Consider the following 10,649-nt stretch of genomic DNA (forward strand, 5'->3'; position numbering starts at 1 on the left):
GATGTTCCGGTCAGCGGCGCCGGGCGTACAGGTGACCCCGGGCCGGCATGGCATACAAGGGGTCCGCTCGACGAGGGACGCGGCACGCCGTCACCAGTCGATGTGCGCTGCCATCCAGTCGGCCAGGCCGTCCTCGTCGTCCGCGCAGGGCAGGTCGGGACCGCAGGAGAGGGGGGTGCAGGACAGCTGCAGGTGGGTGAGGTATCCGTAGGGGCCGTTGTCGGGTGCGGGCCCGAGGATCAACGCGTGGGTGAGGGTGCGCCAGACGCGGTGTGTCAGCGCGGGCCCGGCCATCAGGGCCGCGGAGGACGAGATCGTCCGCTCAGGGGGCGCGCCGAGGTGGGCGGTCACCACCCGCGCGGCCTGCGCGAGTACGGCTTCGCAGTCCTCGTCGGTGCCGGGCCTGCGGCCGCTCCAGCCCGGCAGCTCCTGCCAGCGGTCCATGAGGCCGTACAGCCAGGGCCCGTTCGCCATGTTCTCGTCGTGCGGGTTGACGGGGTAGAGCTCTCCGAAGACCAGGAAAGTCCGTGCGTCGGGGTCCCCGAAGGGGCTGGCGCTGTCGCAACACAGCACATGCTGGTCCGCGGTGCGGAAGGACTCGCAGACCAGGCTGTCCTCCCAGGACCACCCCCGCCGCTGTGCTTCGTCTTCGACCGCGTCGAAGTCGTCGGCGACGTGGGACGCGGCCGGCAGAGAGACGAGTTCGGCGACGGCCCCGGCTGTCAGCGGCCGGTGGGCAAGGGCGTGTATGGGGAACGGCATGCGCAACACCCTAAAGGTGGTGCTGTCGTCGCCCGGCCACGTGCTCCGCCCCGCCGGCCTGTCGCGTGATGGCCGGCCCGGAAACCCCGTCGGGTGTCATCGAGCACGGTGGGCAGCGGCGACGACGCTACCTCAGGAGCCATCCGCGGGTCATCTCCATCACTTCCGCACGGCTGCGTGCGCCGTGGTCGGCGGCGATGAAGTGCTGGCCCACCCGCAACGAGAAGGCGAGCATGCAGCGGGTCTCGACATCGTCCTCGTCCTGGCAGAAGGACGCGAAGAGGCGGCGCAGATAGTCCATGCGCCGGTTGTCGACCCGCCGCAGGCGCCGCGCCACGGCCTCGTCGCGCCGGGCCCAGTCGCGGATGGCGAGTTCGGTGGTGATGCCCGTGACGGGCCCCTCGTCCACCGAGGCGATCGCGAACAACCGCTCCAGCCTGGTCCTGGCGTCGCCTCCGCCGCTCTCGACCTGTTCGATCACGTTGTCGGCGACCTCGCGCTCCCATGTGTCGAGCATCTCGGTGAGCAGGACGTCCCGGTTGCGGAAGTAGCCGTAGAAGCCGCCCTTGCTGACGCCGAGTGCCTGGGCCAGCGACTCGATGCGGACTGCCTCGGGGCCGCCGGCGGTGAGCGCCCGCAGCCCCTCCTCGATCCACTTGCCGCGGGGTGTGCGGGCCGTGGCCATGCTGTGTCTCCCTTCACACTCCCCCCGTCTATACGATGCCGTATAGACGGGGCTAGCCTCACATCTATACGGCATCGTATAGAAAGGGTCGGCGCATGAGGCTCCCCAGGACCGCGCACACCTCCCGCCACTGGCGGATCCACGAGATCGCCGGTGACTTCCGGGTCGAGGACGTGTGGGCGCTCCCGACACCCGGCGGTCCCGACGACTTCCCGCACCTGGTGCGCCAGATCGCGAACGGGGCCGGAGGCGGGACGGCCGTCTCCTCCCCCGTGTACCGCCTGCTCTTCGCGATCCGCTGGAAGCTCGGGGCACTGCTCGGCTGGGACAAGGACGACGCCGGGACGGGCGCCCGGGTACGGACGCTGCGGGACCGGCTGCCGGCGGACCTTCGCAAGGGCCCCCAGGACGCCGATGCTCCTTCCGGCCCGTTCACCCCTCTCTACCAACTGCCCGACGAGTGGGCGGCCGAGCTGGCCAACCGGACCGTGCACGCGGTGATGCACCTCGGCTGGGTACCGGATGGAACGGGCGGATACCACGGCCGGATGGCCGTCCTGGTGAAGCCGAACGGGCTGTTCGGGACCGTCTACATGGCCGCCATCAAGCCCTTCCGGTACCTCGGGGTGTACCCGGCACTGCTCCGGGCCATCGGACGTACCTGGCAGGCGAACGCCGGCGAGAGGAACGCGGGATAGCGGGATAAGTGCTTCCGCGGGGCGACCTTCTCGCCCGCCGGACCGGATCGACCACCACAAGTTCCTGACGGCCTGTGGGAGCTGGTCGCCCCGTTGTTGCCGCCGTTCCATCCGCGTCCGCAGGGCGGGGGTACTGCTCCCCTGGACGAGCGGGCGGTCTTCACGGCCGTGGTGTACGTGCTGACCGGCGGATGTGCGTGGCGGCATCTGCCGCCGACGTTCGGAGTCGCGCCCCTGACGGCGCATCGGCGGTTCACTGCATGGATACAGGCAGGACTGTGGCGGCGGTTGCACCGTGCGGTGCTGGACGAGCCGGGCGTCGCCTGGGGTGAGGTCGACTGGACGTCGGTGATCGTCGATGCCGCCTCGATGCGCGCGAAAAAGGGGGGTTCGCTGACCGGGCCGCATCCGGTTGACCGGGGCAAGTCCGGCAGCAAACTGCACGTCCTGTCCGATGCCCAGGGCATCCCCTCGTGGTCGCCGTGTCCGCCGCGAACACGCACGACAGCCAGGCGCTCAAGCCCCTCGTCCTGGGCATCCCGGTTGCGCGCTCCCGACGGGGCCCGCGGCGTCGGCGCCCCGGGCTCTTCGGCTGCCGTCGCCTCACCGTCCGGTACGAACGCAAGGGATCCCGCTTCCTCGCCTTCCTCGGCCTCGCCGCGGCCCTGACCTGCTACAAGAAGCTCGCCAAACTCACCACGTGAGACAAGCTCCTAGGTGGTAACGGTGCTTGGGGGTGGCGCTCATTCCGGAAGCGGGCATTTCGTTGTTCGGAGGCCTTTCCCCTGCTTTTGGTGACCGGGATGATCGCAGGCGTCAGTATGCCCTCCGATGAACCTGGGGCGGGCCCTGCCACTGTCCCATCGGCGCACTCGAGCTTGGCCACCCTGATGAGACGTTGCCGAGGCGAGGGGGTGTCCGACGCGGTGCGGCTCGTCAGTACCAGCCTGAATCGGACAGTGCTTCGGTGATCAAGCGGGTGGCGAAGTCGGGGTCGTTCGTGAGGCGGTTGATCTGCTCCGCGAGCAGGAAGGCGGTGGCTTCGAGGGGATTCATCTCCTTCTCGGTCCAGAATCCGTACTGCTTGCGCCACAGGCTGGGACTCAGGTCCGTGGCCGCTGCTATGACCAGGCCGGCCATGGTGGGGATGACCTCGGGGCGGACGCTCTTGGGCATCATGCGCATCGTCGCCACGAGGTTGGGCACCACATACGCGATGACGTCCTCGTCGTGCTCCGCGCAGGCCGTTCGCAGCCACTGCATGAACATGAAGATGAGCGTGCACGTGCCGTCCAGCACGTCATTGGCTTCCTTGGGCCCCAGGGACGCGGTGACCTGATCTGTCAGCGCCTGTTGTCCGGGGTCGGTGGTGGTCTTGCCGTCGTGGATGCCTTTGAGTCGAGAGTCGATCAACATGAGCGCAGCACCCACATCACCGGCGGGAGCATGCTGGGGATCACAGGACGATGGCACGGGGTACCTCCTTTGATGACCGCAGTAGGAGCGCGGGCATGCCCGTACGGTAGACCGTCGGTGCGACAGGGGGGCGGCGAACCCTGGTGAAAGGTCTTCAGGCTGCCGCCGGCCGATGGGGCGGTCGTGGCCTTGACCGATGGGCCGTAGAGTCGATCAGCCCCGCTGCCGCAGCCGCCGTACCAGGCGCCGGAGGTTCGTGCGGCGTCGTCGAGGGGACGGCGGGAGAGCCTCCTGGCTTCCCTTGTCCGCCTGCCTCGTCTCGCGGCCGCTCGGCCGCCAGCGGCCGTCCGGCGACAGAACGGGTGACTGGCGCTCTGCCTGTGCCTTGATCTCCCAGTAGGCCTCATGGGAGGTCACGCGATATGCCTCCTCCCAAGACGCCAACGCCGCAGTGACGGCCGCGCCCGCTGTGCCCCGTCGGCGGACATGGAACGCCAGCCACACGAAACCCGCGAGTACCGCGGCGAAGCCACCGAAGATCACCAGAAGCGGCAGGAGAGCGCCCATGGTGCCGAGGCTATGCGCATCCCACCGCTGAGTCACTCGTGAAGGAGACCTGGCCGCAGGTGGAAGCACCGCGGCGGCGCTCGGTGGCTGGCTCGTCTTCGAGGACGAGGCCGGCTTCTCGATGGCGCCGCCCACCTGCCGCACCTGGGCCCGGCGCGGGACCACTCCGGTGATACGGGTCCGCGGAGGCTCCAGGGGCCGGATCTCGGTGGCGGCCCTGTGCTGTTACCGCCCGGGTGAGCGGCCCGCCTGATCGCCCGGCCCGTTTTCCACGATCCCCACGGCGGAACCAGGGCTGGGCGCCGGAGTTTCGCCTGGACCGACTACCGCGACCTGCTCATCGCCGCTCACGGGCAGCTCGGCGCCCCGCTCGTGCTCGTTTGGGACAACCTGAACACCCACCGCAGCGAAAGGCCTTCGCGACTTCGTCGCCCGGCACGACTGGATCATGGTTGAGCACGTGCGGCGTTCCTCGTGGTGGTGGAACGCGTCGATGAACGCGGGTACCTGTCGCTGCACGTCCTCGTGGACGTACTCCTCGCGATACAGCTCATGGCTGCACTGCTCGCAGTACCGCACGATCGCTTCGGTGGCGTCCGCTGCACGGCTTCGATGGATGACGAGCCCGACGCTCCCTTCGGTTCGGATGTTCAGGTGCGGTACCTGAGGGGGAATCAGGAACATCTCGCCTTCCCCGATCAGGAGGTCGCGGAACTTGCCGCCTTCGTACACTCGGCTGATCAGCTCTCCGCGGACCTGGTAGAACAGCTCCGGGGAAGCGTTGATGTGGAAGTCGCTCCTGCCGGGCGGGCTGGGGCCGTCGAAAAGCGCGACCATGAATCCGTCGTTCCAGAGGAGCTCGTGGTGCATCACCGGCTTCGCACCGGCGGCGGCACTGTCGAGGGCCCACTGGATCACATTGACGACGTCCAATCGGGCCGGCCTCGCTGGCCGGGGCGCATACCACCGAGCCCGCCAAGACCAGCGAAGTCAACGCCAGTGCCGAACCGCCGCGCCTGCCGACCATGCATCCTCCAGAGTGCCCCGAGACGCTGTCGCCACCTTTGCTACCCACGCAGGTCCCGGTCGCCCCTGGCTCGTTGGCGCGCACCCACCGCACACGCTCGCTCTCACGCGCCGACGCAAGACACCGCACCGGAGAAGGCCGAGCCGCGCCGGACGATGCGGCCGGCCAGACAGTTCGAGAGATCAGGACGCCCGCGACCCGATCGAACGTTTCCTTATCTGCCCGTATCCGGCCGTGCCGCCCCGTCGGCCCGTCACTCGTTCCGGCGATTGCGGGGCGTGTGGTCATTGACCGAACCTGGAATACCGGCCGGGTGCGTCGCCCCGGCCCGGATCAGGGGGAGATGTCATGCCGGAGACCGTCGTGCCGTCGATCGTCGCCGAGGCCGTCGCGGGTGTACGCGGTGACCCGCAGCAGGATACGGGCAGTCCTGCCGTCGGCTCGCGGCCCTGGACGCCGCCCGTGTTCACCGAAGTCGAGCTCGCCGCCGAGGTCACCGCCTACGCCGGACACTGGTAGTCCCCACCCGGAACACGGAACCCGTTATTCCGAGACCGGGAGGAACTCCTATGACCGACCCGGAGGCCCGCAGCACGGCCGAGTTCACCGCCGCCCTCCGCGCCCACGAGGACCGGTACTGGCACAAACACCCCTTCCACCTCCGGCTGCACGAAGGGCGCCTCGCGCCCGACGAGCTGCGGCAGTGGATCGCCAACCGCTGGTACTACCAGAAATGGCTGCCCCAGAAAGACGCCGCCATCATCGCCAACTGCCCCCTCGCCGACGTGCGCCGACGCTGGATACGGCGCCTCGCCGACCAGGACGGCAGCGACGGCCGGCCCGGCGGGCACACGCAGTGGCTCGACCTCGCCGAAGCCGCCGGGCTCACCCGCGCCGAGGTCCTCGACGAACGCCACGTCCTGCCCGGCGTACGTTTCGCCACCGACGCCTACGTCGCCTTCGCCCGTACCCGGCCCTGGACCGAGGCCGTCGCCGCCTCTCTCACCGAGCTCTTCTCACCCGCCCTCATGCGCACCCGTCTCACCGCCCTGCGCACCCACTACCCCTGGATCGCCCCCTCCGGCCACCGCTACCACGAAGCCCGGCCCGGCACCGCCACCCACGACGCCGGGCACGCCCTCACCCTCGTCACCACCCACTGCGTCACCCGCGAACAACAGGACGCGGCCCTCGCCGCCCTCGCCTTCAAGTGCGAGGTGTTGTGGAGCATCCTCGATTCCCTTGAACACGCACACACGGGTCGTGGCCGGTGACGTGTTGGCGGCTGCGGCCAGGGGTGCGGCTGATCCACGATTCCGTCCGGGACGCCGGTGTTCTGCTCCACCCCGACGGGGTGCTGATCCTCAACGAGACCGGTGCCCGCGTTCTCGCACTCTGTGACGGGAACACGGACCTGGTCACGATCGCCGACGCCCTGTCCCGGGCGTACGACGTCGTCCCCCTGCACGACCTCCGGGACTTCCTCGACGCACTCGCCCGGCGGCGGCTGATCGAACGAGCACACCCGTGAACAGGCCCCTCGGCATGCTCGCCGAGCTCACCTACCGCTGCCCCCTCCGCTGCGGCTACTGCTCCAACCCCACCGGCCGCCACTCGCGTTCCAGCGAGCTCACGACCCAACAGTGGTGTCGGGTGTTCGAAGAGGCCCGTGAGCTCGGAGTGCTTCAGGTTTATTTCTCCGGGGGAGAGCCTCTGCTGCGCCGCGATCTGGCCGGGCTCGTCGCCCATGCGCGGCGCCTTGGTCTTTACACCAGCCTCATCACTGGTGGGCAGGGGATGAGCGCCGACCGGCTCGCCGACCTCGTCGCCTCCGGCCTCGACCATGTCCAGATCAGCCTTCAGGACGCTGATGCGGCGGTCGCCGACGCCATCGCCGGGCGTGCCGCAGTACATCAGCGCAAGCTCGCCGCCGCACGACTGGTCAAGGAGGGTGGGCTTCCACTCACCCTCAACGTCGTGCTGCACCGCGCCAACATCGGCCACACCCGCGATCTCATCGACCTCGCCCTCCGACTGCGCGCCGACCGGCTCGAACTCGCCAACGCCCAGTATTACGGGTCCGCCCTCCTCAACCTCCCTGCCCTGGTGCCCAGCCGGGCACAACTCGACGCCGCAGAGACCCTCGTACAGGAAGCCCGCAACACCCTCGCCCACCGCCTGGAGATCGTCTACGTACGGTCCGACCTCCACGACGGCGTCCCCAAGCCCTGCATGCACGGCTGGGGCAGCCGGCAGCTCACCGTCACGCCCAGCGGCGACGTCCTGCCCTGCCCGGCCGCCGCGCGCATCCCCGGCCTGGACGTGCCCAACGTCCGGCAGGCGGCTCTCGCCGACATCTGGTTCCACTCCGCCGCGTTCAACCGCTTCCGGGGCACCGCATGGATGCCCGAGCCGTGCCGGAGCTGCCCCCTCAAGGAGGACGACCACGGGGGCTGCCGCTGCCAGGCCTTCCAGCTGGCCGGCGACCCCGCCGCCACCGACCCCGCCTGCCGGCTCTCCCCGCACCACGCGCTGGTACGCACCCTCCTCCAGGACGCCGAAAGCGCCCCCGACACGCTTCCGTACCGGGCATGAAGCTACGGATCCTGGGCACAGCCGCAGGCGGCGGACTGCCGCAGTGGAACTGCGCCTGCCCCGGCTGCGCCCGGGCTCGCGCCACCGGACCCCACGCCTGGCGCACCCAGGAATGCCTGGCCGTCTCCGTCTCCCCGGACGCCTGGTACCTCGTCAACGCCTCACCCGACATCCGCGCCCAGATCCTCGCCGCCCCCGGCCTCACCCCACCCACCGGCACCCGGCACACCCCGCTGCGCGGCGTGCTCCTCACCGACGGCGAGCTCGACCACACCGCCGGTCTGCTGGCCCTGCGCGAGGGGGCCGCGCTTGACCTGTACGCCCCGCCTGCCGTTCTGGCCGCGCTCGGCGGGCCGTTCCCGCTCCGTGCGCTGCTTGCCCCCTACGGTTCCGCTCGCTGGCACGCGGTCGGTGCCGGGCCCCTGCCGCTGGACGGTGGGCGGTTGACAGTGACCGCCGTGCCCGTCAGCGACAAGCGGCCCCGGTACGCCGCCGGGTTCGACGCCCCCGGGCCCTGGGTCGTCGCCTACCGCTTCGACGACACGGTCACCGGCGGCGCCGCCGTCTACGCGCCCTCACTGGCCCGTTGGCCGGACGGCCTCGATGGCGCCCTCAGCGGGGTGGGCTGCCTGATCCTCGACGGCACGTTCTGGAGCGAGGACGAGATGGGGCGGGGGAGTGCCCTCGCGATGGGGCACCTTCCCGTCCACGGGCCCGGCGGTACGCTCCGGCGGCTTCGTGCCCTTGATGGCGTCCGTAGTCTTTATACGCACCTCAACAACACCAACCCGCTTGCGGATTCCTCGTCTGCCGAACGCGCCGCCCTGGGCGGGGGGCCGGTCGAGGTCTCCTCCGACGGGATGGAGATCGAGTTGTGAGCGCCGGCTACCCGGCGTCCGGTGCGAACTCCACCGCCGCCACCCGCTCCCGCGACACCCGGTCCAGCAGCACCACCGACGCCGCCTCCGGGAGCGAGCCCCCGGCCCCGGACAGTTCGCCCAGCAGACGGTCCAGCCCCCTGCGGTGCTTGTCGAAGACGCGCCGGGGCGCCCACCGGCCACGGGCCTCCTGCCCGGCCAGGGCCTCCGTCGCGGTCACGTCCAGCAGGATCAGGTGCAGCTCGTGCCCCTGCCGTGCCGCCTCGCGCGCCAGCCACCGGCGCATCCACGCCCGGCTGCCGCAGTCGTGCACCAGGAACGGGCGGCCGCCGCGGACCTCCGCGCGCAGCCGGCGGAAGTGCTTCGCGCGGGCCCAGGGGCGGTACACGGCGTACGGCAGCCAGGTGGGCATGACCGCTTCGCACGCCTCGTGGGACGTGCGGGGGTCCACGGCCGGGACGGCCGGGGCGGCCGGGGCGGCTGTCCCGGCCGTGGTGAGGCGGCGGAGCAGGGTGCTCTTGCCGCTGCCCGGGAGGCCGGAGACGATCAGGACGGTGCCGGGTGGGTAGGACAGGGTGAGTGGGGGGCCTTCCTGGCCCCGCAGGTCCGTCAGCCCTTGTGGCGTCGTCGCCACTCTTGCCACGGTGGTTGACCCGGGTATGTCGTCGTCCACGTCCTGTCTCTCTTCGTGTGTGTGGAGCCCAGTCGTGGAGACGGGTCTCGTGGTCGGGCGGTTGCCCCGCACCGGGGGTGCCCTGTTCGGGTGCGGCCCGGTGGTCCGGTTGTGCCCACCCGTCCCGCCCAGCGGGACGATTGCCCACAACCGGGTGGGGTGGGGGAGGGACGATTGCGCACAACCGGGTGGGGTGGGTGGGGGCGTGCTCCGAAGTCTCGGAAATTCCTTAGCCCCATGCGTGATTCCGTGAGCGTGCCGAGCACTGCGAAAGGGGACTGGATGTCCAAGCGCGCGCTGATAACCGGAATCACCGGGCAGGACGGTTCGTACCTGGCCGAGCACCTGCTCTCCCAGGGGTACCAGGTCTGGGGGCTGAACCGGGGGCAGGCCAATCCCCGGAAGGACCGGGTGAGCAAGCTCATCCCCGACCTCCAGTTCGTCCACGGCGACCTGATGGACCAGGCCAGCCTGGTGGCCGCCGTGGACCTCGTCCAGCCCGACGAGGTCTACAACCTCGGCGCGATCTCCTTCGTGCCGATGTCCTGGCAGCAGGCCGAGCTCGTCACCGAGGTCAACGGCACCGGCGTGCTGCGGATGCTCGAGGCCATCAGGATGGTCAGCGGGCTCAGCGGATCGTCCGCGCGGGCGGACCGGCCCGGGCAGATCCGGTTCTACCAGGCGTCCTCCTCGGAGATGTTCGGCAAGGTCGTCGAGAGCCCCCAGAACGAGCGGACCTCCTTCCATCCCCGCAGCCCCTACGGCGTCGCCAAGACCTACGGGCACTACATCACCCAGAACTACCGCGAGTCCTTCGGGATGTACGGCGTCTCCGGCATCCTCTTCAACCACGAATCCCCGCGCCGAGGCGCCGAGTTCGTCACCCGTAAGATCTCGCTGGCCGTCGCCCAGATCAAGCTCGGCCTCCAGGACAAACTGCTGCTCGGCAACCTCGACGCCGTACGCGACTGGGGCTTCGCCGGCGACTACGTCCGCGCCATGCACCTCATGCTCCAGCAGGACGAACCCGGCGACTACGTCATCGGCACCGGGCAGATGCACTCCGTACGCGAGGCCGCGCGCATCGCCTTCGAGTGCGTGGGCCTGGACTGGGAGGAGCACGTCGTCGTCGACCCGGCCCTCGTGCGGCCCGCCGAGGTCGAGACGCTCTGCGCCGACCACGGCAACGCCAGCGAACAGCTGGGCTGGGAGCCCTCGGTGGAATTCCCCGAACTGATGCGGATGATGGTCGAGTCCGACCTCCGCCAGGCCGGCCGCGAGCGCGAATACGGCGAGCTGCTCTCCGCCGCGAGCTGGTAGGCCCCCCGGGGCTCATCGCCAGCACCCC

The 10,649-nt window shown here is 70.2% G+C and carries 12 protein-coding genes and 3 pseudogenes; 9 read left to right on the top strand and 6 right to left on the bottom strand.

From position 1 onward, the window contains the following. Nucleotides 1-90 precede the first annotated feature (90 nt). Both ACX9I7_RS29375 and ACX9I7_RS29380 read right to left on the bottom strand, forming a co-directional pair. Entirely contained in the window at nucleotides 91-762 is a 672-nt protein-coding gene (locus ACX9I7_RS29375) for a hypothetical protein (protein ID WP_459389038.1), read from the bottom strand. Between the two features lie 127 nt (nucleotides 763-889). Beyond that, nucleotides 890-1,447, bottom strand: coding sequence for a TetR/AcrR family transcriptional regulator (locus ACX9I7_RS29380; protein WP_387569407.1), 558 nt, complete (start codon nucleotides 1,445-1,447; stop codon nucleotides 890-892). Between the two features lie 95 nt (nucleotides 1,448-1,542). Between ACX9I7_RS29380 and ACX9I7_RS29385 the strand changes: the two genes are divergently transcribed. Both ACX9I7_RS29385 and ACX9I7_RS29390 read left to right on the top strand, forming a co-directional pair. After that, a complete protein-coding gene (locus ACX9I7_RS29385; protein WP_459389039.1) occupies nucleotides 1,543-2,145 on the top strand; it encodes a DUF2867 domain-containing protein in 603 nt (200 codons plus the stop codon). A gap of 72 nt (nucleotides 2,146-2,217) precedes the next feature. Next, nucleotides 2,218-2,849: pseudogene (locus ACX9I7_RS29390) on the top strand (IS5 family transposase). Nucleotides 2,850-3,081: 232 nt separating this feature from the next. Here the strand turns inward: ACX9I7_RS29390 and ACX9I7_RS29395 are convergent. After that, nucleotides 3,082-3,618: a hypothetical protein gene (locus ACX9I7_RS29395; RefSeq protein ID WP_387569413.1), complete on the bottom strand. Its 537-nt coding sequence runs from the start codon at nucleotides 3,616-3,618 to the stop codon at nucleotides 3,082-3,084. A 156-nt stretch (nucleotides 3,619-3,774) separates the two neighbouring features. Next, nucleotides 3,775-4,128, bottom strand: coding sequence for a hypothetical protein (locus tag ACX9I7_RS29400; protein WP_459389040.1), 354 nt, complete (start codon nucleotides 4,126-4,128; stop codon nucleotides 3,775-3,777). Nucleotides 4,129-4,166: 38 nt separating this feature from the next. Between ACX9I7_RS29400 and ACX9I7_RS29405 the strand changes: the two are divergent. Then, a pseudogene (locus tag ACX9I7_RS29405) lies at nucleotides 4,167-4,576 on the top strand (IS630 family transposase); the annotation flags it as partial. Between the two features lie 47 nt (nucleotides 4,577-4,623). Here ACX9I7_RS29405 and ACX9I7_RS29410 read toward each other — a convergent pair. Continuing rightward, nucleotides 4,624-5,046 (bottom strand): annotated as a pseudogene (locus ACX9I7_RS29410) (cupin domain-containing protein); the annotation flags it as partial. A gap of 457 nt (nucleotides 5,047-5,503) precedes the next feature. Here ACX9I7_RS29410 and pqqA point away from each other — a divergent pair. Genes pqqA through pqqB form a run of 5 tightly spaced genes read left to right on the top strand, consistent with a single transcriptional unit; the run spans nucleotide 5,504 to nucleotide 8,628 of the window. Beyond that, nucleotides 5,504-5,674, top strand: a complete 171-nt coding sequence (gene pqqA, locus ACX9I7_RS29415) for a pyrroloquinoline quinone precursor peptide PqqA (protein WP_459389041.1) — start codon at nucleotides 5,504-5,506, stop codon at nucleotides 5,672-5,674. A 50-nt stretch (nucleotides 5,675-5,724) separates the two neighbouring features. After that, a complete protein-coding gene (gene pqqC / locus ACX9I7_RS29420; protein ID WP_459389042.1) occupies nucleotides 5,725-6,429 on the top strand; it encodes a pyrroloquinoline-quinone synthase PqqC in 705 nt (234 codons plus the stop codon). Then, nucleotides 6,426-6,686, top strand: a complete 261-nt coding sequence (gene pqqD / locus ACX9I7_RS29425) for a pyrroloquinoline quinone biosynthesis peptide chaperone PqqD (RefSeq protein ID WP_387569430.1) — start codon at nucleotides 6,426-6,428, stop codon at nucleotides 6,684-6,686. The genes pqqC and pqqD overlap by 4 nt, the downstream gene beginning before the upstream one ends. Further along, the gene (gene pqqE / locus ACX9I7_RS29430) at nucleotides 6,683-7,750 is read left to right on the top strand and encodes a pyrroloquinoline quinone biosynthesis protein PqqE (RefSeq protein WP_459389043.1); all 1,068 of its coding nucleotides are present in this window, start codon (nucleotides 6,683-6,685) and stop codon (nucleotides 7,748-7,750) included. Before pqqD ends, pqqE begins: the two co-directional genes overlap by 4 nt. After that, nucleotides 7,747-8,628: a pyrroloquinoline quinone biosynthesis protein PqqB gene (pqqB, locus tag ACX9I7_RS29435; protein WP_459389044.1), complete on the top strand. Its 882-nt coding sequence runs from the start codon at nucleotides 7,747-7,749 to the stop codon at nucleotides 8,626-8,628. Before pqqE ends, pqqB begins: the two co-directional genes overlap by 4 nt. Nucleotides 8,629-8,635: 7 nt before the next feature. Here pqqB and ACX9I7_RS29440 read toward each other — a convergent pair whose 3' ends face one another. Beyond that, nucleotides 8,636-9,262 (bottom strand): AAA family ATPase, encoded by a 627-nt coding sequence (locus ACX9I7_RS29440; RefSeq protein WP_387569437.1) that lies wholly within the window; start codon nucleotides 9,260-9,262, stop codon nucleotides 8,636-8,638. Nucleotides 9,263-9,583: 321 nt separating this feature from the next. Between ACX9I7_RS29440 and ACX9I7_RS29445 the strand changes: the two genes are divergently transcribed. After that, the gene (locus ACX9I7_RS29445; RefSeq protein ID WP_189450130.1) at nucleotides 9,584-10,621 is read left to right on the top strand and encodes a GDP-mannose 4,6-dehydratase; all 1,038 of its coding nucleotides are present in this window, start codon (nucleotides 9,584-9,586) and stop codon (nucleotides 10,619-10,621) included. Nucleotides 10,622-10,649: the final 28 nt, after the last annotated feature.

The sequence above is a fragment of the Streptomyces sp. L500 genome (assembly GCF_054551825.1).